The sequence below is a fragment of the Streptomyces sp. NBC_01618 genome, from assembly GCF_045209435.1.
In the GTDB taxonomy this organism is placed as follows: domain Bacteria; phylum Actinomycetota; class Actinomycetes; order Streptomycetales; family Streptomycetaceae; genus Streptomyces.
Genome location: NZ_CP109297.1, coordinates 6,710,566 through 6,734,045 on the forward strand (window position 1 = coordinate 6,710,566; position 23,480 = coordinate 6,734,045).

At 68.9% G+C, this 23,480-nt stretch carries 23 protein-coding genes and 1 pseudogene; 12 read left to right on the plus strand and 12 right to left on the minus strand.

Going from position 1 to position 23,480, the window contains the following annotated elements; translation table 11 throughout:
* Nucleotides 1–353: 353 nt before the first annotated feature.
* From OH735_RS31240 to OH735_RS31255, 4 genes are all read right to left on the minus strand, one after another.
* A complete protein-coding gene (locus tag OH735_RS31240; protein ID WP_406385021.1) occupies nt 354–3,002 on the minus strand; it encodes an RNaseH domain-containing protein in 2,649 nt (882 codons plus the stop codon).
* An 88-nt stretch (nt 3,003–3,090) separates the two neighbouring features.
* Nucleotides 3,091–3,633, minus strand: a complete 543-nt coding sequence (locus OH735_RS31245; RefSeq protein WP_406381518.1) for a transposase — start codon at nt 3,631–3,633, stop codon at nt 3,091–3,093.
* Complete coding sequence (locus tag OH735_RS31250; RefSeq protein WP_406385022.1) at nt 3,557–4,168, minus strand: winged helix-turn-helix domain-containing protein; 612 nt, start codon at nt 4,166–4,168, stop codon at nt 3,557–3,559. The genes OH735_RS31245 and OH735_RS31250 overlap by 77 nt, the downstream gene beginning before the upstream one ends.
* Nucleotides 4,141–6,159: a hypothetical protein gene (locus OH735_RS31255; RefSeq protein WP_406385023.1), complete on the minus strand. Its 2,019-nt coding sequence runs from the start codon at nt 6,157–6,159 to the stop codon at nt 4,141–4,143. Before OH735_RS31255 ends, OH735_RS31250 begins: the two co-directional genes overlap by 28 nt.
* Nucleotides 6,160–6,206: 47 nt before the next feature.
* On the opposite strand from OH735_RS31255, the pseudogene OH735_RS31260 reads away from it, so the two are divergent.
* Nucleotides 6,207–7,193 (plus strand): annotated as a pseudogene (locus OH735_RS31260) (Tat pathway signal protein); the annotation flags it as partial.
* A gap of 72 nt (nt 7,194–7,265) precedes the next feature.
* The gene (locus tag OH735_RS31265) at nt 7,266–7,766 is read left to right on the plus strand and encodes an SAM-dependent methyltransferase (RefSeq protein ID WP_406385024.1); all 501 of its coding nucleotides are present in this window, start codon (nt 7,266–7,268) and stop codon (nt 7,764–7,766) included.
* A gap of 62 nt (nt 7,767–7,828) precedes the next feature.
* On the opposite strand, the gene OH735_RS31270 is transcribed toward OH735_RS31265, so the two are convergent.
* The gene (locus tag OH735_RS31270; protein WP_406385025.1) at nt 7,829–8,338 is read right to left on the minus strand and encodes an ATP-binding protein; all 510 of its coding nucleotides are present in this window, start codon (nt 8,336–8,338) and stop codon (nt 7,829–7,831) included.
* A 131-nt stretch (nt 8,339–8,469) separates the two neighbouring features.
* Between OH735_RS31270 and OH735_RS31275 the strand changes: the two genes are divergently transcribed.
* Nucleotides 8,470–9,711 (plus strand): helix-turn-helix transcriptional regulator, encoded by a 1,242-nt coding sequence (locus OH735_RS31275; protein ID WP_406385026.1) that lies wholly within the window; start codon nt 8,470–8,472, stop codon nt 9,709–9,711.
* Between the two features lie 67 nt (nt 9,712–9,778).
* On the opposite strand, the gene cutA is transcribed toward OH735_RS31275, so the two are convergent.
* The 3 genes from cutA to OH735_RS31290 form a co-directional block, all read right to left on the minus strand.
* Nucleotides 9,779–10,105, minus strand: coding sequence for a divalent-cation tolerance protein CutA (gene cutA / locus OH735_RS31280; RefSeq protein WP_392666819.1), 327 nt, complete (start codon nt 10,103–10,105; stop codon nt 9,779–9,781).
* A gap of 294 nt (nt 10,106–10,399) precedes the next feature.
* Nucleotides 10,400–11,788: an IS1380 family transposase gene (locus OH735_RS31285; RefSeq protein ID WP_406379152.1), complete on the minus strand. Its 1,389-nt coding sequence runs from the start codon at nt 11,786–11,788 to the stop codon at nt 10,400–10,402.
* Between the two features lie 975 nt (nt 11,789–12,763).
* The gene (locus tag OH735_RS31290) at nt 12,764–12,898 is read right to left on the minus strand and encodes a hypothetical protein (protein WP_406385027.1); all 135 of its coding nucleotides are present in this window, start codon (nt 12,896–12,898) and stop codon (nt 12,764–12,766) included.
* Nucleotides 12,899–12,919: 21 nt separating this feature from the next.
* Here OH735_RS31290 and OH735_RS31295 point away from each other — a divergent pair, with 21 nt between their 5' ends.
* Genes OH735_RS31295 through OH735_RS31310 form a run of 4 tightly spaced genes read left to right on the plus strand, consistent with a single transcriptional unit; the run spans nt 12,920 to nt 16,905 of the window.
* Entirely contained in the window at nt 12,920–14,101 is a 1,182-nt protein-coding gene (locus OH735_RS31295) for a tyrosine-type recombinase/integrase (RefSeq protein ID WP_406385028.1), read from the plus strand.
* A 53-nt stretch (nt 14,102–14,154) separates the two neighbouring features.
* Nucleotides 14,155–15,408, plus strand: a complete 1,254-nt coding sequence (pcaC, locus tag OH735_RS31300; protein ID WP_406386830.1) for a 4-carboxymuconolactone decarboxylase — start codon at nt 14,155–14,157, stop codon at nt 15,406–15,408.
* 12 nt (nt 15,409–15,420) lie between these two features.
* Nucleotides 15,421–16,077, plus strand: coding sequence for an MBL fold metallo-hydrolase (locus OH735_RS31305; RefSeq protein ID WP_406385029.1), 657 nt, complete (start codon nt 15,421–15,423; stop codon nt 16,075–16,077).
* Between the two features lie 48 nt (nt 16,078–16,125).
* The gene (locus tag OH735_RS31310; RefSeq protein WP_406385030.1) at nt 16,126–16,905 is read left to right on the plus strand and encodes an exodeoxyribonuclease III; all 780 of its coding nucleotides are present in this window, start codon (nt 16,126–16,128) and stop codon (nt 16,903–16,905) included.
* A gap of 134 nt (nt 16,906–17,039) precedes the next feature.
* Here the strand turns inward: OH735_RS31310 and OH735_RS31315 are convergent, their stop codons facing one another.
* Nucleotides 17,040–18,221, minus strand: a complete 1,182-nt coding sequence (locus tag OH735_RS31315; protein ID WP_406385031.1) for a Cmx/CmrA family chloramphenicol efflux MFS transporter — start codon at nt 18,219–18,221, stop codon at nt 17,040–17,042.
* 480 nt (nt 18,222–18,701) lie between these two features.
* On the opposite strand from OH735_RS31315, the gene OH735_RS31320 reads away from it, so the two are divergent.
* The 5 genes from OH735_RS31320 to OH735_RS31340 all read left to right on the plus strand — a co-directional run bounded on the left by OH735_RS31320 (nt 18,702) and on the right by OH735_RS31340 (nt 22,466).
* Nucleotides 18,702–19,142: a DUF6278 family protein gene (locus tag OH735_RS31320; protein ID WP_406385032.1), complete on the plus strand. Its 441-nt coding sequence runs from the start codon at nt 18,702–18,704 to the stop codon at nt 19,140–19,142.
* A gap of 123 nt (nt 19,143–19,265) precedes the next feature.
* Nucleotides 19,266–20,009, plus strand: a complete 744-nt coding sequence (locus OH735_RS31325; RefSeq protein ID WP_406385033.1) for an amino acid ABC transporter ATP-binding protein — start codon at nt 19,266–19,268, stop codon at nt 20,007–20,009.
* 14 nt (nt 20,010–20,023) lie between these two features.
* The gene (locus OH735_RS31330; RefSeq protein ID WP_406386831.1) at nt 20,024–20,935 is read left to right on the plus strand and encodes a glutamate ABC transporter substrate-binding protein; all 912 of its coding nucleotides are present in this window, start codon (nt 20,024–20,026) and stop codon (nt 20,933–20,935) included.
* A 17-nt stretch (nt 20,936–20,952) separates the two neighbouring features.
* Nucleotides 20,953–21,597: an amino acid ABC transporter permease gene (locus OH735_RS31335; protein WP_406385034.1), complete on the plus strand. Its 645-nt coding sequence runs from the start codon at nt 20,953–20,955 to the stop codon at nt 21,595–21,597.
* Nucleotides 21,594–22,466, plus strand: coding sequence for an amino acid ABC transporter permease (locus OH735_RS31340; RefSeq protein WP_406385035.1), 873 nt, complete (start codon nt 21,594–21,596; stop codon nt 22,464–22,466). The genes OH735_RS31335 and OH735_RS31340 overlap by 4 nt, the downstream gene beginning before the upstream one ends.
* Nucleotides 22,467–22,524: 58 nt before the next feature.
* Here the strand turns inward: OH735_RS31340 and OH735_RS31345 are convergent, their stop codons facing one another.
* From OH735_RS31345 to OH735_RS31355, 3 genes are read right to left on the minus strand one after another with little or no spacing between them, the layout of a single operon-like run.
* Nucleotides 22,525–22,719 carry a hypothetical protein gene (locus tag OH735_RS31345; RefSeq protein WP_406385036.1) on the minus strand — a complete coding sequence of 65 codons (195 nt, stop codon included), beginning with the start codon at nt 22,717–22,719 and terminating at the stop codon, nt 22,525–22,527.
* Between the two features lie 30 nt (nt 22,720–22,749).
* On the minus strand, nt 22,750–22,989 hold the full coding sequence (locus OH735_RS31350; protein ID WP_406385037.1) for a hypothetical protein: 240 nt from the start codon (nt 22,987–22,989) through the stop codon (nt 22,750–22,752).
* Nucleotides 22,990–23,009: 20 nt separating this feature from the next.
* Complete coding sequence (locus tag OH735_RS31355; protein WP_406385038.1) at nt 23,010–23,408, minus strand: Beta-galactosidase C-terminal domain; 399 nt, start codon at nt 23,406–23,408, stop codon at nt 23,010–23,012.
* Nucleotides 23,409–23,480 lie beyond the last annotated feature (72 nt).

Below are 23,480 nucleotides of genomic sequence, written 5' to 3' on the forward strand. Positions count from 1 at the left end.
GATGAATGGGTGCGCCGCGGCCAGCGCATGGGCCGACATGCCAGACAGGACTGCCGTAGCGTCGTGACGCCTCGGCTCGCTGCTCGGGGCTGACGGCGCGCTGGCCGCGACTAGGTCGTCGACTTGAGTGTGTGGCTTGGGCGGCAGGCACAGGACCGGCAGGGCCCAGGCCACGTGCAGGCCCCCGCACGAACTGCCGTTGAGGGGGCAGGGTCTCTGGGCGGCCGGAGTGCAGGCCCAGTCCTGCCCTGTTCGCAACCTTCCAGTCGCCGTGCCTGGCGAAGGTGCTGGCACCGCGGCCTACCTGTCGAATCTGAGGCGTATGGCCGCGGTGATCGGCTTGCTGGAGGGCGCTACACGAGGTACTCGGTCATGAGGTCGGCGCAGTGAATGAGCCAGGGCCAGACGGTGCCGTTGGCGGCATGCAGGACGGAGCGCCGCAGGACCTGGACGTACATGGCGAGTTCGGCGGGGTCATCGCCGTCTTGCAGGAGCGCTGTGACGATCTCCAGGGGGCGGGGGTTGTGCACGGACCAGGTGGCGTCCTGGGGTCGTGCAGGGTCGAGTTTGGTGACGTTGAGAGGGGTCTGGTTCTGGTCTGGGCGGGGGTTGAGTCCGTAGAAGACGGTGTCGCTGTGCTGAACGAGTCCGCTGAAGCGTCCGTTGCCGGGGGTGCGTTGTTCGGTCTCTTCGTTGTAGGGGACGCCGAAGAGGTGGGCGACGGCGTTACGGTCGGCGGCCTCGCGGATCCGGATGATGCGCAGGCCGGGCAGGTCGCCGGGCTTGCGCGGGGTGGGGACGGTTTCGGGTTGGTCCAGGCGGGTGCCGGGTGCGTGGACGGCTCCGGGGGTGAGATGGGTGTCCTGGAGCCAGGGCCAGATGTCGCGCTGGCGCAGGGTGGCGGCGCGGGCGAGGAAGATCCGGTCGGTGGTGCTGTCCGGGGCGAGTGCCTGGCGCAGGAAGTCGACGAGGGCGGGGCGATCGCGGTAGGCGTTGATGCGGCCGCGTTTGGCGGTGAGGGCCTCGGGGAGTTGAGTGAAGGGGATTTCGGGTTCGTAGTTGCTGCCTCGGGTGGGCATGAGCTGTGCGGTGGGTGGGGTGCCGGGGCGGGCGCGCAGGATCATCGGGACGCACTGGTTGCCGGGGGCGGGCGGCATCCACAGGGTGATCAGTTCGAAGGGGCCGGTGATGCCGCGTGGTTGAGAAAGGTCGGGAAGGTAGCCGATCTGGCGCAGGGCGTCGAGGGCTGAGGCCGCGGCGCGTTCGATGTCGCTGGAGCGCAGGTCGGTCCCGGGGTAGCGCTTTACCTTGCTGGCCTTGTCGGGGGCGGGAAGGACGGGGCGCATGCACTGCACCCGGCGTCCCAGTGACGGCAGGTTTGCCTTGAACGAGGCTTTGGGGTCGAGGAGTTGGTTGCGGCCGAAGTAGTGCTGGTCGTCGAGTTCGATGACTGCAGCCCGCGGGGCGGTGGCAGGTGGCACGTGCTCGCGGATCTGCTGGGTGTGGTCGGCGCGGGCCCGGTCGTCCTCGGCGCGGCGCGCGGCACGGTCGGTATGGGCGGAGCGGGGGACGCCGCCGGTGAGGCTTCCGGGGTCGTACGGGTGGACGGTGAGGGTGTAGTCGTCGCCGCTGTAGGTGGCCGAGCCGTCGGTGGACTCGCCGGGCTCGGAGGTGAGCGCGAGTTTGTCGGTGAGGGCGAGGTGGAGGGCCTGACGGGTGCGGGGCGATGTAGCCCAGTGCTCCATTTGGTAGTGAGGGCGGGGGACAGCTGGGATACGCGCGGAGGGCGGCGGAAAGGGCCGGGTGCGGGCGGGGGCCTTGTGCGCGGCGGTGACCGGAATCAGGCCGAGCGGGGCGAGGAGCGGGGTGAGGGCGTCGAAGACTTCGAGGTGATCGCGCGGCTGGTAGCCGGGGGCGGCCGGATGCTCGGCGCTCTTGCGCACGTCGGGAGTGGAGGGGGCGTCGGGGGACTTCGGCAGGTGGTAGCGCATACCGGTGCTGTGTGTGGCCCAGGCAGCGATGGTCTGCTCAGTGCTGCTGGCCAGTGAGGCGGGATCGGTGCGCAGCGTGTCGGGGGCGGGGTATCGGGGGCGGGAGAGGAGTGCCAGGAGGCGGGAGATGCGGGGCGCCCATGTCAGGCGGGAGCCGTCTGCGGTGTGCTGGAGGGTGAGTTCCGCCTGGACGAGCATGCGCCGCTCGGTGGAGGTGAGGAAGCCGGTGTCGGTGTGGAGCAGGGCGCTGAGGGTGGCCGGTTTGTCGCCGCGGCGGGGGATGTAGCTCATTGGGCGGGCGGCGAAGCGGGCCATGTGGAGGTCGGCGTGGAGTCGGACCTGGGGGTCGCCGGGGATCGTTTCGAGGTGGAATTCGATGTAGGGCGTGTACAGGCCCTGGGCGCCGGTGCGGTCGGTGAGTTCGACGGGTGGGCCGAGGTAGACGCGGCGGCGCCTGTCGGGCTGGGTGGGGCCGAGCCAGCCGGTATATGCGTGGCCGGCGAGGGTGAGACCGGTGGTGGCGATGCGCTCGGCGAGCAGGCTGGGCAGCACCGACCAGACTGCTTCGGCAGGGTTGGCGGTGTTGTTGGAGTGCACATGGGCGCGGGCGAGGTGTGCGAGGTCGAGGTCTTCGCTGTGCCACTGCACGGGGTGTTCGCCCAGCAGGGCTTCCCAGTCTGTCTCGGGCAGGTGAGGGGCGACATCGATGGCGGCCCAGGCAGCCACGGCCAGGTCGAAGGGAGTGGTGGGTTCAGCGGTGGCCCGCAGCGCGTGGGGGGAGTCGAGGCGGTGGTCCAGGGAGGTGATGCGAGGGTCGAAGGCGGGCAGCAACGCGGACAGGCTGCGGGTGGGCAGGCTGCTGGCGCTGTGGCGTCCGGGGCGGGTCTCCCAGACGGTGCGCAGATGGCGCAGCCAGGGGGCCGGAAGCGCGGCTGAGAGGGAGTGAGCGGTGAGTTCGGCGTCAGGGGTGAAGACGAAGACGGCGGACTGCTGCCGACGGTATTGGGGCATGTCAGATTCCCAGGTCGATGGTGGAGTACAGGTGGCCGGCCAGCCCCCAACAGGCTTGGCGAATGGCGTGATTACTGACTTCGGCGTATTAGGGTCTGTCCGGTCTGTCGAGCGCGAGGCCCGTCCCGGCGAGGAATCCGCCGAGGATGCCGTGCCGGTACTGCAGCGCTTTGAGCCGCCTGCGGAGCAGAGTCTCCAGCTCGCTGAGGGTGCGGGCGGCCAGGTTGGCCAGGCTCCGCTTGATGTGCGCCCACAGGCCCTCGACCGGGTTGAGGTCGGGCGCATACCCGGGCAGCAGGACCACCGTCAGCCAGTCCCGCTCGGCAACGAGTGCCTTCATCGTCTTGGAGATGTGGGTGTTCAGCCGGTCCCACACCACGATCAGCGGGGCCTTGAGCAGTTGGTGGGCGCCATCCAACAGGCGTATGTAGTCCGCCTCGCCCAGCGAGCGACGCTCGCCCTTGCGGCCGGTATGCCGACGCAGCCGGTAGCACAGACGGGCGGGCAGGCCCGGCCGGTAGCACAGCAGACCGGCCACCGAGAGACGTCCCCGGCTACGGCCGGGCACCTTGACCCTCGGGGTGATGCCGCGCCGGCCCCAGGTGCGGCCCTTGGGCGGCCGACCGGTCACGCCCGCTTCGTCCTCGAAGCAGATGAACGCGCCGGTCGCCGCCCGGAGGGTTTACCTCCTGCCAGGTCGCCTCCCGCCATGCGGTGATCGCGTCCTCGTCGCGTTCGGCGGCGGGCCGGGCGGGCATCTGCACGCTGTAGCCCATGCGGTGCAGCAGCCGAGTGACCCCGGAGACGCTGTAGGAGAGGTGGAACTTCCGCCCGATCAGCGTGCGTACCCGCGCGGCGGTCCACACCTGGTCGTCCGCCCAGCCGTGCGCGGCCGGCCCCTCATCAAGCCACATCGCGAGCTTGGTCTGCAGGTGTGGGCCGAGCCGACAGTCGTAGCCGCAGGGGCCTCTGGAACGCAGCGCCTCGCGTCCGCCCGTCCTCCAGGTGCGGCGCCACTGGTAGACCGACTTCTCACTCACCCGTAACTCCCGGGCGATGCACGGGACTTCCACGCCCTCATCGAAGAGGTCAACGGCCCGCATCCGTACCTCTTCCCGGCGCCTGCGCTGCTCGGCGGTCAGCCCGCCCCCGTCCGGATACCGCATACCTCCGGCGTACCAGCCCGGACGGACCCCGTCACCCCTCCCGACACAAATCCAGACCCCGAAACGCCGAAATCAGTACGGCGTTCGATCGGCGAGGCGTCGGGGCCGGGGGCGGTGAGCATGCGGTCGAGCAGGTGCTGGGTGGCGACCAGGAGACTGGTGCGTTCGGTGTCGGGTGCGGTCTCGTCGCGGTCCGCGGTGCGCGGTGCCCAGGCGGCGTCGCACAGGTAGACGAGGACGGGAACGTCCCCGCGGATGCCGCGGCCGGCGGTCTGGTAGGTGGAGTTCAGCTGGTTGCCGGCGAAGGCGTCGCGCAGCCGTTGTTCGGCCAGCCGGGAGAAGAGGATCGGCTGGCCGAACAGGCTCCAGGTGGCGCGCGCTCCGTGGCGCAACCTGCGGGCGAGGTCGTCGGCGTCCGCGCCGGGCAGGGACAGGTCGGTCGGGTGGGCGAGGCGGCGCATGGCGTCTGCACCGAGGAGGGACAGGACGAACGAGGAGTCGTCGCCCGGAGGGTGGGGCCGTACCAGGTAGAAGATGGCGCCGAGGGCTGCTTCGCGGCGGGCGTTGAGGAGGTTGTGGCCGCGCTGAATGGTGCCTTCGGAGGCGACGAGGATGTCGGCGCCGGTGGCGGGGAATGTGGCGACCTGGCGGCGGGCGATGCCGTAGGGGCCGGGGGAATCGCCGTCGCGGACCACGTGCCGGGCGGTGTAGGTGGTGTGCAGGTTGAGGTAGGTGGCGACAGTTTCGGCATCGCGGGTGCTGAGCACGGTGAACAGCACTTGTTTACGGCCCTCGGCCAGCATCGTGCGGACCTGGGCGAGCAGGTCGGTGGCAGCCCCGGGGCGGGGCAGACACAGTGCGGCCGTATTTCGCAGCAGTGCTTGGGCTCGGCGCTGGGGATCGCCGCCAGTGCCGGAGACGAACACCGGGCGCCCTCCGGCGGTGTATCCCGGGCGCAGGAACATCCGGGAGGCGGCCAGGGCGGCGCGGGAGGGTTTCGGGGTGCGCAGCACGAGACCGACCGGAAGATCGATGTGGTACTTCGGGGCCGCCGGCGCATGCGACGTCGCAGAGGCCAGGACGGTGTTGGGGCCGTCGATGTCTTCGGGGGACAGCAGGTCGTGCAGGTGATACAGCAGCCAGCGGCCCACGCCACGTAGCCACAGGATGCGCAGCGAGCCGCTGTCGCCGCTGGGTGTGGGCTGCCATTCCAGCGACATCAGGTTCCCGGCGGGCTGTTCGGGGACGAACGCCATCAGCTCGCGGGGCGGCTGGTCCTTGAGGAACCCGGCTTCTTCGTCCACGTCCAGGGCGAGGTCTGCGTTGACGGCCGGGTAGAGCTTGGCCATCTGGAAGAATGTTGTGGTGATCCGGGCCGCCCAGATACCGGCCTGCAGCAGACGTGCCCAGTGCAGCTCGCGGGGGGTGGGCGCGTCGGCCGTGTCTTCGCTTTCGGGGTGGCCTTCCGTTCCGCTTTCCTCGGTGTCGGCAAGCTCATCGTCGGTGAGGACAGTTTCGGGCGCGTCGCACTGGCGCAGCCACGCGAGCGCGGCGACGTCCGGGGGAGAGGTGCCGTCATGGGCGGAGGTCATCGCCTCCAGAACGGGGGAGAGGTCGGGCGGCGGCAGTGCCATGGACTCGGAGGCGAGCGGTTGCAGTCTGGCTTCGAAGAAGTCCTGGGCCAGGTCTTCGAGTTCAGGAGACTTGTGGTGTTCGGAGCGCTCCCCCAGTCCGTGCAGGGCGCGGGCCAGTTGACGCAACAGCGTGTGGCCGCTGAAGGGGCCCCGACTCAACAGGTCGCGCAGTGGCGCCCCCTCTTCGTCGACTAGGAGCTGGTAGAGGCGGACGCGGGCTTGTCCGTGACGGCGTTCGAGTTCCTCATAGCGCTGGACGTCGGGGTTGTTCAGGGGCAGGTGCCAGCGGTGGTCCAGACTCTCGGCGACCGAATGACGGGTGCGGGTGGACCAGCCGTCCCGCGGTGCGGTGAGCACGCGCTGTTGGAGGAAGGCGTCGTCCAGGTTGCGCTGGACCTCGTCGGCCTACCGCCTCGTGGTGGACAGCCGCTCCTGCCGCGGCAGCAAGGCGCACGGCAGTCTCCCCCCGGCTGGTAGGCCAGGCCGACATCGACGATGTCCGCGGCCTCACGAACTTCTACTCCGCGCGAGACCAGCAGCGTGGCGGAGCCTCCGGACGCTCGGCCCTGGCCGGCCACCTTCGCGATGAAGCAGTCCCCCTGCTCGGCAGTCGATTTCGCACGGAGCAGCACCGCAGGGATACGTACTCCGCCGTCGCGGAGATGACCTACCTCGCCGGCTGGATGGCCTTCGACGCCTCTGAGCACCGAACGGCCCAGCGCTACCTCACCCTTGCTGCCCGCATCGCGGCCGAAGCCGGGGACGGACCGCTCGGCGGACACATCCTGCGAGCCCTGGCACACCAAGCAGTGGACCTCGGGCACCCGCGCAGAGCACTCGCCCTGGCCGACGCCTCCATGGCCCGCGACCGCTACGGCCAGGCCAGCCACCGCGAGAAGGCCCTGCTCGCGATCGTTCACTCCCGAGCACTCGCAGCCGGCGGCGACCGGCCCGGCACCCTCGCGGCCATCAGCCGCGCGGAGCGGGACCTCGCCCGCGCCGACAACGACGATGCGCCGGGCCGCGTGGACTTCTTCCAGGAAGCCTCCCTCGCCCACGAGACTGCTTGCGCCCTGCGCGACATGGGCCAGCCGCTCGACGCGGAGATCCACTTCCAGCGCAGCGTTGCCACCCGCCGCCGCCAGCAATACGCCCGCACCCACAGCGTGACCCTCGGCTACCTCGGCGTCCAGGTACAACAGGGACGCCTCGACGAGGCGTGTGCCACCTGGAACCGGGCCCTCGACGCCATGGTCGGCGTCCAGTCCGGCCGCGCCCGCGACGTCATCGTCCGCATGCAGAGTGACCTCTCGCCCGTCCGGCAACGCGGCGGTCGCCACGTCGCCGAACTGGACCGGCGAGCGCGAGACATGCTGCGCGCCATAGGCTGACCGACGAGCAGATCCGCGGCGCCGGCCGGAGGCCGCCGCACGCGCTACGCCCAGGGAGAGGAACGAGCGCCGATGGTGACGTACGAGGTCGAATCGATTGCAACGGTCGTCGGGGGCCACACCCGCGTTCAGGACGACTATCAAGGCGCGGTCGAATCGATCATCAGGCTCGACGACGCGTATCCGCCCGAGACCCTGCAAGGAATTGAGGAGTTCTCCCACCTGGTCGTGACCTGGCGCTTCCACCTGGCGGAACCCGAAGACGTCCAGCTCCATGCACGCAGTCCTCGGGGAAACCAGAACTGGCCGGCGACGGGTACGTTCGTCCACCGCAACCACCGGCGACCCAACCAACTGGCGATCAGTTACCCGCGGTTGCTGAAGGTCGAAGGTCGGGACCTCCTGGTCACCGATCTCGACGCCGTTGAAGGGACGCCCGTGATCGACCTGGCGCCGTATTTCGAGCAGATGGGGCCTCGGGGCCCGATCTGTCAGCCAGCATGGCCTGGCGAGATGCTTGAACCGAACTACTGGGCGAAGGCAACGGAACGGCCCTCGGAGCGCTCTGTGTAGCGGGAGGGACTGAGTTGCGCTACTCGTCATTCGCATGGTCGAGGAACATCTGGAGGTCTGACTCAAGCCGCAGCCCTCGCGTCCCGGAACTCACACCACGTCTCCTCGCCGTTGCTCTCCCACGCGTCTGAGATCGCGTCGACAAGCCGGATCCCACGACCCGATTCACCGTCGCGTCCGGCTTCCTTGAGTACTGCTGGAACCGGGTTGTGATCGGTTACGGAGGCGCGCACTACGTCGACGGCCACCGTGATCTGGAGCATGACTTCGCCCTCACCGTGAATCACCGCGTTGGTGACCAGCTCCGAGACGGCCAGTGCGAAGAACTCCGCCACCAGCTTCGAAACACGGCACCGCCGCAGGAACGCCCTGGCTACCTGCTGCATCTCCGCAACTACCCTGAGGTCAGGGAGAAAGGCCGCCTGACAGGCATGGGATGCCGTGGGTATGTCTGCCCATGCCGATGTGCTGCGTCGGTCCTCCTGAACTGACCTCACGTATGACGCGCCTGCTGCGGCCGCAAAGCCTCGGATGCCCCTGCCGGGCGGGGGTGCCTCTTGGAGCCTGGTCATGGGGCCTATCGCATCGCGCGGAGACGCCGTCGACCAGGGGAATCCAGCGGGGGAAAGTTCTGTCAAGGGGGGAAACGGGAGGGGGAGTTGAGGTCATGATTGGATTCCGCCCACCAATAGAGGTCACACTCATGCCAGATCCGTTCGCCGACCTTCTCCTCCGGCTTCGGCAGGATGCGGGCCGGACGCAGGAGGAGCAGGCAGACGCGATCAACGCTGTCTCCGGCCGGGACACCATGACCCGCCGAGAGATCAGCCGCTATGAGAACTTCGAGAACGTCCCTACCAATCACACAATCGGCCACATCGCGGCGGCCTGCGGTGTCCCCTTCGAGGAACTACGGCGGGAGGCAAAGGCTGCCCGCGCTCGCAAGAGAAAGGGGCATGCCAATGCAGGGGAGGCCCAGGACGCCGTGAAGCGTCGCACACTGCTGGGTGGCGCTGCTATCGGCGTGAGCGCGGCTGCCGAGCCCTGGGGGCGACTCGCCCTCGCCCTCGGTAAGGGGTCCGTGATCGATTCGCCCTCCGCCGTCGCGCTCATCGACCGGGCCGCTGAACTGCACGTCCAGGAACTCAACCTCAGCGCCCGGCGACTACAAAGCACGGTCGAGTCGCATCTTGACGCGATCACCGCGGCTCTGCCTCGTGTCGGCGAGCACGAACGGGCTCTCACCATCGCCGCCGGAGAAACGGCTGCCCTGGCCGGTTGGGTGGCCTGGGACCTGGGCGAGCTCGACAAAGCCGATGCCTACTACAAGGTCACGTCGCAGTGCGCGGCGACCGCCGGGCACCCTCCACTCCGAGCCCTGGCCCTGACCTACACCAGCTACGGCGCTTCGACGCCGAAGGCGAAGTTGGAGCTCCTTTCCCAAGCGGCCAACGACGTGCGAGGCCACGGCAACGCTACTGCTGCCGCCTGGCTCCTCGGCAGGCACGCGGAGGAAGCTGCGGCGGCCGGCGACGAGACGGGGGCGCTCCGGGCGTTGGACCGAGCGCGCTTTGCCTACGACTTCGCGGATCACACCAGCGAGCAGGCGTGGGTCCGGTTCGTGACCCCCTACCGCATGGACTCGTTGGCCCTCTCCGTATACGGGCAGTTGCGGCGTCCCGAACTCACCGCTACAGCCGACACCGCAGTCCACCGTCTCGGCGCTGAACTCCCGGACGGAGGCGTTGTGGTCCTCGGAGATCTCGCTTCGGCCCTGCTGCGTGGAGGTGACGTCGACCAAGGTATCTACGTGGCACGCCAGTTCGCGTCTGCGGCACAGGCTAAGCCCAACACGATGGGCAAGGAGCGTGCGGCGACTATCGCAGCCTCCCTCCCCGACAGCGAGCAGGAACTCGCCGTTTACCTGAGGCAGTTCGCTTCCTGAGCCTCCTCGCGCGGTAGGCGAGCAAGCCCAGGACGCGAACGCCGTCGTACGGCCGGCCCGACGCTCCTCAGTCCTGTGCCGTCTCCTCAACCACCCAGGACAGGTACGCCTCCGACCCTCCGGTCACGGGCAGCGTGATCCACTGGGGGACGTCGTACGGGTGCTTCTCGTGAAGCCATGCCTCCAGTGCCGGGAGACGGTCCGTCGTAGTCATGTACGAGATCCGCCACTCCTGCGCCGTCTCGACCTTCCCCTTCCACCAGTAGAAGGCGGTGATCGGCGCATCGATGTGAACGCCCGCTGCCAGCTTGCTCTCGACCGCGCCCCGGGCCAGCGCCTTCGCCTGATCCTCGTCGTCACTGGTCGTCTGCGCGATCACAATCTCGTGGGCCATGCAACTACCTCTCCAGTTCGGGTACCGCGACCCTACCCAGCCGTCCAGCGCACGCCGAAAGTTGGTCGCTACCGGTGAAGGTGGGTGGGACTCACCCGCCGACCTGGATCAGTGAGACGGCAGCGCGTCATTCAGCCCGGATCCACCGGCTGATCTTGGGGTGGGTGTTTCGGGGTTGTGCGGGCCGTGTCGGGGTTGAGTCGCGGATTCGGGCATGGGGTGGCCGCTGGTCTGCCCAGCCTTTCCACTTGGCCACAGGTGTCGGGCCCTTTCGGGCAGGTCGGTCGGGGAGCGTCAGGAGGCTGGTGGCGCATGCACCGTGCTGAAGAGCTGGGTGAAGTCCATGCTCCAGGGCCAGCGTTCGGGCAGGTGCAGGGTGAGGCGGCGGGCCGAGCGGGCCAGGCGGGCAGGCACGTTGATCAGGTGATCACGGATGGTGGCGGTGGTCGCTCTGGCATGGAACGTTCCGGCCAGGGCACCGGCGGCGCGGGTTAGGTTGTGCACCACGGCTGCCAGGGCGAGCCACGCGGCATTGGCCTGGAAATGCCCGGACGGCGCGTGAGCGAAGGCACTGTTCTTGACATCCGCGATCACCTGCTCGACGACAGCGTGCCGTCGATGATCACGCTCGGCGTCCTTCAAGGAGAGCGGGGAGTCGGTGAACGCGGCGTGGTAGCGCCAGGTGTCAAACAGCGTGCCCTGTCCGGCGGGAACGGTGCCAGTGCCCAGGCGTTTGACGCGGCGCACGATCAGACGGGCGGTGACCTGCTGCTTCTTCGGCTTGGAAGTGAACGCGGTGTAGGGGACCTCGGCTATCTCGGCGTCCGAGATCCAGCACTGGCCCTCCTCGTCCCAGACCGCCTTGGGGTACTTGATCGGCGTCCAGGCGCCCTCGTCGATGCGGGCGATCGCGGCCTTGACGGAGGCGTTCATCCGCACGGTGATGGAGAACCACGCGCCCAGCGCCCGGCAGGAGTTGACGACGTCGGCGCCGTAGAACGCGGAGTCCGCCCGCATCACCAGCAGGCCACTGGCGCCGCAGGCACGGGCGGTGCGGATGGTCTCGGCGACGAACGCTGCCGCGCCGCGTGCGGAGTTCGACGGTCCTTTGCGCAGCCTGGTGGCGGCGATCACCGGGGCGGACAGGGGTGTGGAGACGATGCCGAGCAGTGCGTTCAGGCCCTTGACCTTGCTGTATCCGTAACCGGCGCCCTGCTTGGCGTAGCCGTAGGTGCGGCGGATGGTGTCGTCGATGTCCACGTAGGCGACCTGGTCCGCGCCGGGCAGTAGTGGGGTATGACGGGCCAGTGCGGGCAGGAACCGGCGGGCCACGGCGTGGAGTTGCTTCACATGCCCGTGCGTGAAGGAGCGTAGGAACGACCCCAGCGTGGACGGGGCCCGGACCCCGGCAAACAGGCGGCCCATCGCCCCATGCCGCAGGCGGTCCATGTCATCGATGCTGTCGGCGCCCGCGGCCATGCCACCCACCAGCGACATCAGTTTCGCCGCTGGGAAGGCTCCGGTGCCGTCCTTCGATGCGGGCAGCCTGATGAGCTCGTCGGCCAGAGCTGGCAGACCGCACCGCTCGGCCAGCCGCACCACCGGCTCCAGCCCGCCGTACGCGATCAGGTTCGGGTCATCGAACGCGGATGAGACAGCCGTCGCGGTATGGGAAGATTGCATCTCGGAAGTGCCTTGCCGATCGTGCCTGATGTGGTCCTAGAGAAACCCCATCATCGCAGGTCACAAGGCACTTCTTCATTTCCGGAAGCACGATCCACAGGCGTCAAGCCGGTGGATCCGGGTTCAGGGTGGCGCGTTGCTTCGACACCACGGTGAAGGTCCTCTCGTCGACGAGGTCGTGTAACGGCTTCATGATGCAGGTGCCGGCGCATATCTTGCGCCTCAACGGGTCCGTGGCAGATGGGCTTTACACAGCTGTCGGCAGGCATACGCCCACGGCAGACAAGAAAGAACTCCAAAGGACTGGAAACCTCCGCCGGGAGCATGTCAACGTACAGCGTCCCGGCAAATACCAGGTCAGACGGTGCAGTTGCTTCGGTGTGAGGCGAGGCTGTGAATGATTCGCAGCCTCGCCTCACGTGAGACTGCCCTACTGGCATGGTCGCTATGTAGGAGGCCCTCTGCTGGATTCCGCTATTCGATCACCACGCTTCACTTCCCCCATCCTCTTCGCGCTGAACGCTTGGTCCGGCCGGGCGGCGGGTGACTACGGTGCCGTGTCCACCGGGCTGTGCGTCTGCGCGGCCGGCCTGTTCGGCGAGGATTTATTGCAAAGGGGATATCGCGGTGATCTTGTCGTCCTCGCGTATGTTGCGGTGCATCCCTGTGCCACGACACGGCAAGTGGCACAGGCCATCAGGACTCCCGGGCGCCTCGCTATGCGAAGTCTCAACCGGCTGACGGGTGACGGCCTCCTGGTGGTTGCCTCGGACGACGAGACCCCAGCTTTGCGCTCGTATCAGTTGCTTCTTCAAGGAACTCAACCCCGGGGCGCCAGCTGGGGGCGCGCAACATAGCCGACGATCGCCGGTTAGCCAAACCGGTAATCGTGGCGACCCTTGCGGGAGTTCGCATTCGGCTGCGCTTGGCGGTAGAGCCGAAGTGAGCTCTATCAGTTGTGTCCGTTGACAGAAGTCAACGCGGCTTCCCGTCTGCCTTTTGGAGGAGTTTCAACCCGATGGAAAGGTCCGAGGTGGGGACTTCATCGCCCTTGGCTTTCAGCACCAGCACCAGCACCAGCTGCCGCGTGCGCAGCGACTGCGACCGCATCGAAGAACTAGAGGACTAACCGTGCCCGAAGCGATCAAGAAGCTGCCGCCGAACGCGAAAGGCCAGGTGCGCTACCGCTTCGTGGTGGACGCGGGCACGGACCCCGCCACCGGGAAGCGAAAGCAGCTGAAGCGCACGTTCGACACGCTGAAGGAAGCGAAGGCGGAGTACGCGCGCATCACTAGCAAGCGCCACGAGGGAACGTTCGTCGCGCCCAACAAGATCACCGTGAACGAGTGGCTGGATCAGTGGCTCGCGATGAAGGCTGAAGACCTGGAGTCCACGACGATCTACAACTACCGCGTGACCCTGGACCGCGTGCGCGAGAAGCTCGGGCCCATCCGGCTCCAGGAACTCACCGAAGACCACGTGGGCGAGTGGATGCGGTGGGCGCTCCAGGGAGGCCGGGTGCGCGGTGGGAAGGCCGGTACGGGCCTCGGGGTGACCTCCGTGGACATGAGCCTGGCCCGACTGAAGGAGGCCCTGAACCGGGCCGTCACGCGCCGGCTTGTCACCGTGAATGTGGCGAGCGAGGTCCACATCCCGCTGAAGGCGCGGAAGGCGGAGCGGAAGACGAAGGCGGTCGTCACGCCGTGGAACGCCTCGGAGGTGGGCGCCTTCATCACGGCGATGAAGGGGGACCGCCTGTACGCGCCGCTGCTGCTCTCCCTGATGGGCCTGCGCCCGGCGGAGGTCTGCGGCCTGCGGTGGTCGGACATCGATCTGGAGGCGGCCACGCTCAGCATCGCGAACACGCGGACCATGATGGGCAACCGCACCGTGGTGGAGAAGGACACCAAGAGCATGGCGGGGGAGCGCGCGCTTCCCCTGCCATCGCTGGTCCGCGAGGCACTGAAGACCTTCAGGGCCACGCAGGCGGCGGAGAGGCTGGCGTCGGGGGAGGGCCACTCGGGGAGTGGCTACGTCCTGGTGGACGAACTCGGAGCCGCGCTGAACGGTCGGCAGCTCCGGGTACGGGCCTACAAGATCATGGACGAAAACGGCCTTCGCAGGGTCCGTCTGTACGATGTTCGGGCGTCCTGCTTGACGTATCTCGCCAACAACGGCGTGCCGGATCACCTGCTCGCCCTGTGGGCAGGGCACACCAACGTGAAGACGACCAAGAAGTGGTACGTGAAGCTTGATGTAAACGACCTGCTTCCGGCGGCGGAAGCGTGGGGTGGTCTTGCGGGGGGTGTGTGACAGATCGTGACAGATGAAGGTGTGAGCCCGTGGATGTACCCAAGATCGAAACCATGCAATACCGCTTTGACGGGCCAGAAGACGCACCGGTCCTCGTCATGGGGACCTCCCTCGGTACCACATGGCACATGTGGGACCGGCAGATGCCCGAGCTCACCCAGCACTGGAGGGTTCTGCGTTTCGACCTTCCCGGCCATGGCGGCGCCCCCGCCCACCCGGCCTCCGCCGTCACCGAACTCGCCGACCGGCTGCTGGCCACCCTCGACGGGCTCGGCGTCCAGCGCTTCGGCTACGCGGGCTGCTCCCTCGGCGGCGCGATCGGCGCCGACCTCGCGCTGCGCCACCCGCACCGGGTCGCCTCGCTCGCCCTGATCGCCGCCTCGCCCCGGTTCGGCAGCGCCGACGAATTCCGCCAGCGCGGCGTGGTCGTCCGCACCAACGGCCTGGAACCGATGGCCCGCAGCGCGCCGGAGCGCTGGTTCACCCCGGGCTTCGCCGCCGCCCAGCCGGCCATCGTCGAGTGGGCTGTCCAGATGGTCCGCACCACCGACCCCGGCTGCTACATCGCCGCCTGCGAAGCCCTCGCCGTCTTCGACATCCGCGGCGACCTCGGCCGCATCACCGTCCCGACCCTCGTCCTGGTCGGCGCGGAGGACCGGGTCACCGGCCCCGGCGACGCCCGCACCCTCGTCGCGGGCATACCGGACGCCCGGCTCGCCCTCGTCCCCGGCGCCTCCCACCTCGCCCCGGTCGAGCAGCCCGGAGCCGTCACCGATCTGCTGCTCACCCACTTCTCCACGGCCTGGCAGGACACCCTCGCCGCCATCCCCGTCCCGCCGTTCGCTCCGCAGCTCTCCACCCCCGTGCTGCCCGTCGCCGAGATCACCGCCGCCACCGCGCAGCCGGAGACCGGCACCACCGGACGCGCCGACCCGTACGAGCCCGGCATGAAGGTCCGCCGCGAGGTGCTCGGCGACGCCCATGTGGACCGCACCCTGGCCGCCTCCGACGACTTCACCGGCGACTTCCAGGAGCTCGTCACGCGTTACGCCTGGGGCGAGGTGTGGACCCGGGAGGGCCTGGACCGCCGCACCCGCAGCTGCGTCACGCTCACTGCGCTGGTCGCCTCCGGCCGTCTGGAGAGCCTGGCCGCACACGTCACGGCCGCGCTGCGGGGCGGCCTCACCCCGGCCGAGATCAAGGAGGTGCTCATGCAGACCGCCGTGTACTGCGGCGTGCCCGCCGCGAGCGCCGCGTTCGCGATCGCCCAGACCGTGATTCAGGAAGAAACGACGCCCCGGCCGTAGCAGGATGGGCCCATGAACGCCGCGAACCCCATGCACCTGACACTGACCAAGAAGACGCACTCCTGCATCCGCCTGGAGAAGGACGGGCGGATGCTCGTCATCGACCCGGGCGGATTCTCGGAGCAGGACGCCGCCGTCGGCGCCGACGCGATCCTGGTGACGCACGAGCACCCCGACCACTTCGACGAGGGGCGGCTGCGCGCCGGCCTGGAGGCCGACCCGGCCGCCGAGATCTGGACCCTGCGCAGCGTCGCCGAACGGCTGTCCGCGGCCTTCCCCGGCCGCGTCCACACCGTCGGTCACGGGGACACCTTCTCCGTGGCGGGCTTCGACGTACAGGTGCACGGCGAGCTGCACGCGGTGATCCACCCGGACATCCCGCGGATCACCAACATCGGCTTCCTGGTGGACGGTTTGCTCTTCCACCCCGGCGACGCGCTCACCGTCCCCGACCGGCCGGTCGACACCCTGATGCTCCCGGTGATGGCCCCCTGGAACAAGATCTCCGAGGTCATCGACTACGTACGCGAGGTCAAACCGCGCCGCGCCATCGACATCCACGACGCGCTCCTCACCGACCTCGCCCGTCCGATCTACGACAACCAGATCGGCAGCCTCGGCGGCACGGACCACGGCCGGCTGGCCCCGGGGGACTCGACCGGCCTGTGACCCCGTCCGGTCCGGCGGCTGTCAGAGGCAGCCGCTAGGTTTACGTACATGCGCATCGCCACCTGGAACGTCAATTCGATCACCGCCCGGCTCCCGAGGCTGCTGGCCTGGCTGGAGAGCTCCGGCACGGATGTGCTGTGCATCCAGGAGACCAAGTGCTCCGCCGAACAGTTCCCGGCGGACGCGCTCCGCGAGTTCGGCTACGAGTCCGCGGTCCACGCCACGGGCCGGTGGAACGGGGTCGCGCTGGTCTCCCGGGCCGGCCTGTCCGACGTCGTCGAGGGCCTGCCCGGCGGCCCCGAGTACGAGGGCGCGCAGGAGCCCCGGGCGATCTCCGCGACCTGCGGCCCGGTCCGAGTCTGGTCGGTGTACGTGCCCAACGGCCGCGAGATCGAGCACGCGCACTACGCGTACAAGCTGCGCTGGTTCGAGGCCCTGCAGAAGGCCGTCGCGGCGGACGCCGCGGGCCCGCGGCCGTTTGCGGTCCTGGGCGACTTCAACGTGGCCCCGACCGATGAGGACGTCTGGGATCCGGCGCTCTTCGTGGGCGCCACCCACGTCACCCCCGCCGAGCGCGCCGCCCTCGCCGCACTGCGCCAGGAGGGGCTGGCCGACGTCATGCCGCGCCCGCTCAAGTACGACCGCCCGTACACCTTCTGGGACTACCGGGAGCTGCGCTTTCCGAAGAACAAGGGCATGCGGATCGACCTCGTCTACGGCAACGCGCCCTTCGTCGCGGCGGTCACGGACAGCTATGTGGACCGTGAGGAGCGCAAGGGCAAGGGCGCGTCCGACCATGCACCGGTGGTCGTGGACCTCGACGTCTGACGCCTCGGGCGAGCCGTCGTTGTCAGTGGTCGCCGATACCGTGGTCGATGTCCTTATCCCGCTTGCTGGCTGCTTGCTGTGACCAGGACAGCCCCGCCCGTTCAGCGCCGGGCGGGGCCTCATCCACCCCGCTGTCAGACCGCGGGAACGCGGTCCGGGCTCCGCCGGTCGACGGCCCGGCGCATGCCCAGCGAGGCACCGGCCGTGCCCAGCGCCAGAGCCATCAGCAGCGCGCTCACCCACAGCGGTGAGCGGAAGCCGAATCCCGCACCGATCGCGAGCCCGCCGAGCCAGGGACCGAGCGCGCCGCCCACATTGAACGCGGATGTGGCGAACGAACCGGACAGGGTCGGCGCGTCGGCCGCCAGCCGGAACACCCACGAGATCAGCGCCGTCCCGGTGCCGAACGCGAGCATCCCCTGGACCGCGACGAGCGCGACCGTCGCGAACGGGCTTCCCGCGCTCAGTGCGAGCCCGGTCCAGCCGACGGTGAGCGCGACCAGACCGGCCGCGGTGAGGGCGAGGGGCCGTGCGTCGACGACCCGGCCGGCGACGGTGACCCCGACGAACGAGCCCAGACCGAACAGCGCGAGCAGAACGGGCACCCAGCCGGACCCGAGTCCGGTGACCCGGGTGGCGAGCGGTTCGACGTAGGAGAACGCGCAGAACGTCGCGCCCTGCACGAGGGCGCTCGTCAGCAGGGTGAGCAGCAGCCGCGGACGGGCCAGGGCCCGCAGTTCGACGCGGGCGCGTGCCGGGGCGGCCTGCGGCCGTGTCCCCGGAATCGTTCTGGCGATCACGACGACGGCCGGTACGGAGACCAGCGCCACGGCCCAGAACGCCGACCGCCACCCCCACTGCCCGCCCAGCGCCGCACCGGCGGGAACACCGGCCACGCAGGCGACGGTGACGCCCCCGACGACCACGGACGTGGCGCGGGCCCGGGCCCCGGGCCCGACCATGGAGACCGCGGTCACCAGGGCCACGGCCCAGAATCCGGCATTCGCCAGCGCCCCGACGACCCGCGTCGCCAGGAGCACCCCGTAGCCGGGGGTGAGCGCGCCGACGACATGGGCGGCGCTGAAGACGCAGAGGAAGAACAACAGGGCGCGGCGGCGCGGCCAGTTACGGCTGAAGAGCGCCATCAGCGGCGCCCCGACGACCATCCCGATCGCGAAGGCCGAGGTCAGCAGCCCGGCGGCCGGAATGGATACGTGGAGGTCGGCGGCGATGTCCGTGACCAGACCGGACAGCATGAACTCGGATGTGCCCTGGGCGAAGACGGCGAGCCCGAGCGCGTACACGGCAAAAGGCATGAAGGAACCCCATGGATGTCTGACGGATGGACCATGCAGGGGGTGTGGGCCGCGCCCGCCCGTCAAGACGGGTGGCAACACGGCGGAACGTCCGGGGTGTTCATGGACGGGACGCGACAGTTCGGCAGTCGCCGGGCCGGAGAATCAGCGCACGAGCGCAGATGGGGAAAGCGCAGCCCACACCGCGGTGGTCCCGCGGCGGCAGCCGGGCGGAAGCGGTCCCGCCACCGGTACACGACCGGGCGGGATCGACGCGACAGCGGTTCGGCCACCGGCGGACCGGTGGCTAGTCTCTGTCGGACTCGGGGCTGGACATGATCGCGAAGCTACCAGCCTGGTCACCCTCGCCTCCACCCCTTTTCCGCCGGAGCGGCGGCAGCAGCCGGCACACCCGGACCGGGCCGCGTCCGGTTCGGCACTCGAACGACAGGCCGCGCGCCCTGTGGTGCGTATCACGCCTGGGATGCGACCCTGAGTGGTATGAACATCCCCTTCTTGGTCAACTGGCGTAAGCGTCACGACGGTAAGCGAGGGGCGGGGTTCGCCGCCGCCGTCGCGGCCGATCCCGAGGGCGTGGCCGAGCTGCTTGCCGAGTGCGAGCTGCTGCGCGTCCGGGCAGGGCAACGGGGGCTCGAACTCGACGACAGTCCGGACTCGTTGGCGGCTCTCGACCAGTTGCCGCCGCGCTGGCGCGACGATCCCGAGGAGCTGCCCTGGCTGGGCAACGACGCGGGGCTCTACCTCGGCACGGTTCTGGTGCGCAATGTCCCCGGTGCGGTCTGGAACATCTGGCCGAGCGGACAGCCCGTGGTGCGGCTCGCCTCGGGGCGGGAGATCGATGTGGTCGAGGCCGGGCTGGACTGGGCGATGGCCGGTAGCCCCGAGCTCTCGCAGGTGTACTCGGAATCGGCCGAGGGGTAGAACTCTCACTAAAACCGGATAAGACGCCTTGCGCCCCATTTGTGCGTGTCGTAGGTGAAGTCCCTTTTCGCGCTGGATAGTTTGCGCTGACCTCGACATAGCGACAAGTGGGTGGGGCAGGGCATGGCCGTCGATCCTTTGATCGAGCTGCGGGACGTCAACAAGTTCTACGGACAGTTGCACGTACTGCGGGACATCAATCTCACCGTCGGCCGCGGGGAGGTGGTGGTGGTCATCGGCCCCTCGGGCTCCGGCAAATCGACGCTCTGCCGGACCATCAACCGACTCGAGACGGTCGAGTCCGGGTACATCGCGATCGACGGCAGACCCCTCCCCGAGGAGGGAAAGGGGCTGGCCCAGCTCCGGGCCGAAGTGGGCATGGTCTTCCAGTCGTTCAACCTGTTCGCGCACAAGACCGTGCTGGACAACGTCTCGCTCGCGCAGCTCAAGGTCCGCAAACGGAAGAAGGACGAGGCCGACCGGCGCTCCCGGCAGCTGCTGGAGCGGGTCGGACTCGCCTCGCAGGCCGACAAGTTCCCCGCGCAGCTCTCCGGCGGCCAGCAGCAGCGGGTGGCCATCGCCCGCGCCCTTGCCATGGACCCCAAGGCGCTCCTCTTCGACGAGCCGACCTCGGCACTCGACCCGGAGATGATCAACGAGGTGCTGGAGGTCATGCAGCAACTCGCCCGGGAGGGCATGACCATGGTCGTCGTCACGCACGAGATGGGCTTCGCCCGCTCCGCCGCCAACCGTGTGATCTTCATGGCCGACGGACGCGTCGTCGAGGACCGTACTCCCGAGGCGTTCTTCACCGCCCCGGAGAGTGACCGCGCCAAGGACTTCCTGTCCAAGATCCTGAAGCACTGACGGGGGGCTCCGTGTTGCGTACGAGAAAACTTCTGGCCGCCTGCGCCGCTCTCCTGCTCGCCGTGCTCGCCGCCGGATGCGGCAAGGAGGGCAGCCCGCCGGTGAAGGGGCCGAAGCCCGAACAACTGCCCGTGTACAAGGTCGACACCGCCTTCCGGCTGCCCGGATCACCGACCTGGACGAAGGCGAAGAAGCGCGGATACCTCCGGGTCGGGGCCAAGGAGGACCAGCCCTACCTCGGCGAGAAGGACCCGGCCACCGGCGTCTACTCCGGCTTCGACATCGAGATCGCCAAGATGATGGCGGCCTCGCTCGGCTTCGACCCGAAGACGATCCGCTTCCGGACCATCGCCTCCGCCAACCGCGAGACGGCACTGCAGAACGGCCAGATCGACTACTACGTCGGCACCTACACCATCAACGCCCTGCGCAAGAGGCTCGTCGGCTTCGCCGGGCCCTACTTCATGGCCGGGCAGTCGCTGCTCGTCCGCACCGACGAGCACGACATCGACGGACCGCAGGACCTGGACGGCAGGACGGTCTGCTCGGCGGCCGGTTCGACCCCGTACCAGCGCATCGCCGCCGACTACCCGAAGGCGATCCTGGTCGCCTACGACACGTACTCGATCTGCGTCGACAACCTGCTCACCTACCAGGTCGACGCCGTCACCACCGATGACGCGATCCTGCTGGGCTTCGCCGCGAAGGCGCCCGAGGAGATGAAGGTGGTGGGCAAGCCCTTCTCCGAGGAGCCGTACGGAATCGGTGTCCCGCGCAGCGACAACGCGTTGCGGTTCGCCCTCGACGACGCCCTGGAGGCCAACGAGAAGAACGGCAACTGGAAGAAGGCGTTCGAGGCGACACTCGGTCTGTCCGGAGTGCCCGCGCCGACCCCGCCGCCCATCGACCGCTACCCGGCGACCTGAGAGGGCGGGCATCGACCATGGACGTACTCACGGAGAACTTCTCGCTCTACGGCAAGGGCTTCCTCGGCACGGTCGAGCTGACCGTCTACTCCTCGATCCTGGCCCTGCTCCTCGGCTTCTTCATGGCCTCCTGCCGGGTGGCGCCCGTCGGCTCGCTCCGGGTGCTCGGCACGGTCTGGGTGACGGTGCTGCGCAACACCCCGCTGACGCTGCTCTTCTTCGCCGTCCTGCTCGGACTGCCGCGCTTCGGACTGGTGCTTCCCTTCAAGGTCTTCGCGGTCCTCGCGCTCGGCTGCTACACCTCCGCGTTCATCTGCGAGGTGCTGCGCTCCGGCATCAACACGGTGCCGAGAGGGCAGGGCGAGGCGGCTCGCAGCCTCGGCATGACGTTCGGTCAGACGCTGAACAGCATCGTGCTGCCACAGGCGTTCCGTACGGTGATCCCGCCGATCGGCTCGACACTGATCGCCCTCGCCAAGAACTCGGCGATCGCCGGGGCCTTCAGCGTGACGGAGCTGCTCGGCACCTACAAGACCCTCAACGAGCTGGGGTACAGCATCATCTGGACCTTCGTCTGGATCGCCGTCGGCTACCTCATCATCACCCTGTCCATCAGTGCGCTCTTCAATGTGATGGAGAAGCGCTGGGGAGTCGCCCGATGACCACCCGCACCGCGCCCTTTGCCACCGCGCTCTACGATGTCCCGGGCCCCGTCACCCGCAGACGTCACCGCCTGTACGGGTTCATGTCGACCGCCCTGATCCTCGCCCTGTTGGGCTGGATCGTCTATCTGCTCGTCGACACCGGACAGTTCGCCGGCGCCAAATGGACGCCCTTCGAATACCAGGGCATTCAGGAGCTGCTGCTGCGCGGACTGGGCAACACCCTCAAGGCGTTCGCGCTGGCGGCGGTGTTCTCCCTCGTGCTCGGGGCGGTGCTCGCCGTCGGCCGGCTCTCCGACCACCGGGCCGTGCGCTGGCTCTCGACGCTTCTGGTCGAGTTCTTCCGGGCCATGCCCGTACTGGTGATGATCTTCTTCATCTTCGTGGCCCTGAAAGTGCAGCCGCTGCCCGCGCTGGTCACCGGCCTGACGCTCTACAACGGCTCGGTGCTCGCCGAGGTGTTCCGTACCGGGATCAACTCGGTGGACCGCGGCCAGCGCGAGGCCGCGTACGCCCTCGGGATGCGCAAGACGCAGGTCACCACGTTCGTACTGGCCCCGCAGGCGGTGCGCGCCATGCTGCCCACGATCATCAGCCAGCTGGTGGTCGCATTGAAGGACACCTCGCTCGGCTACCTGATCACCTACGAGGAATTCCTCCACGCCGGCAAGCTCATCGCGTCCAACCTCGACTACGATCTTCCCTTCATCCCCGTGGTGATGGTGATCTCGCCGATCTACATCGGGATGTGCATGCTGCTCTCCTGGTTCGCGACCTGGGTGGCCAAACAGGAGCGGCGTAATCCGAAGACGAAGGCCGTGGAGGTCGCACCGGCCGAACCAGGAACGCTGCTGCCGGGAGTGCAGTAGCCGGGACCCGCTGCGAAGCGGTCTCCGAGGGCAGTGCCCGTCCGGCAGCAGCCGGTGATCACTTCTCGCGCGAGTCGGCGGTTCCGTACGACGGGTCCGCCGAGGGCGAGGAGAAGGTCAGCTGCGAGCCGGCCGGGCCGTGCTCGGCGTACAGCGGGTCGAGCGTGTCGATCACCAGGGCGAGCCGGCGACCGGCCGGGACACCACGGACGGCGGAGAACAGCTCCGGGTCCGCGGGGGAACGGCCGGGCACGGCGTCCGTCCGCGGAACGTATAGGGGGCGTTACTGACCAGCGTGCCGGGAGCGGCCCTCCGTCGTGGAGATGCAGGACGGAGGGAGGCTCGCCTTGTCCTCGTCGTCGCCGGGCTGGGCGGCGGCGGGCGTGCCGTGCAGGTCCAGGACGTCGGCGTACGAGGGCGGGGGCTTCGGGTGTCCGTGGGCGGCGGCCGTCTGCGGTACGGCGAGGGGGCCGCCGGCGAGGAGGGGTGCGGTCAGGGCACTCAGGGGACGGTGTCCGGTCATGTGTCGGTTTCTCCAACGCGTCATTTCTCGGTCTCTCCACGGGAGTCGGTGGCTATACGCAGAACGGCGACGCCGAGCGGGCCGAGGTCGATGTGGTCGCGGACGGCGGCTCCCGTGAGCAGGTCGGTGCCGCCGGCCGCGTAGGGGCCGGTCAGTGGCGTCCGCGTGTCGTGCTCGCTGTGGTCGAGGACGACGAGGTACGTGCCCCGCGCGCCGGAGCGCACGGTCGCCTCGACGCCCTCGGGGACGTCGAGCACGGGGCGTACGCCCGCCGCCCGCAGCGCGTCGTCGAGCACTGCCGCGATGCCGTCGCCGAGGTGGGCGCTCGTGTACCACGCGGTGCCGGTGCCGTAGGGGTGGCGGGTGACGGCGGGGCGGCCGGACGACCGGGCGGTTGAACTGCGCAGCGCGCTCGACACGGAGCGCAGAGGGCCTCGCTGATCGGCCGGCGTCCTGTGTTGAGACCGCCAAGCCTTCAGGCAGCTCGCTTG